The organism is Marinobacter confluentis (genome assembly GCF_004785685.1).
Lineage (GTDB): Bacteria > Pseudomonadota > Gammaproteobacteria > Pseudomonadales > Oleiphilaceae > Marinobacter > Marinobacter confluentis.
The window spans coordinates 1-326 of record NZ_SRPF01000030.1 but is presented as its reverse complement, the minus strand read 5'-3'; the positions used below and the strand labels follow the sequence as shown (position 1 = coordinate 326).

Annotated in this window: 1 pseudogene; it reads right to left on the bottom strand. The window is 58.6% G+C overall.

Features of this window, described 5'->3' with window-relative positions:
* Positions 1 to 326: pseudogene (locus tag E5Q11_RS17425) on the bottom strand (hypothetical protein); the annotation flags it as partial.

Below are 326 nucleotides of genomic sequence, written 5' to 3'. Positions count from 1 at the left end.
TTCTGCGCCTACTTCCGCCGGTTCGCCACGCTCTAGCGGATCGAAATGGAAGATGTAGACACGGGACGCGAACTGCTCGAACGGCAGTGATGCTTCACCAAAACGTTCGCCCTTTCTGGCGGTGCTGACCTGTACATCACCCCCCCAGTGTTGCCCGCTGTCGTTGTTCGGGTTATAGAAATAGACCCGCATGACCCCTTCCGGGTGCCGCGCGATTCGCAGGATGGTAATGGCGTGCCAGCCGATAAACCTTGCGGCGCTGTCTGTCACCGCAACACCCGCAGGCTGTGGATGAACCAGCGGCTGATTGCCGTTGTAATCAGGAT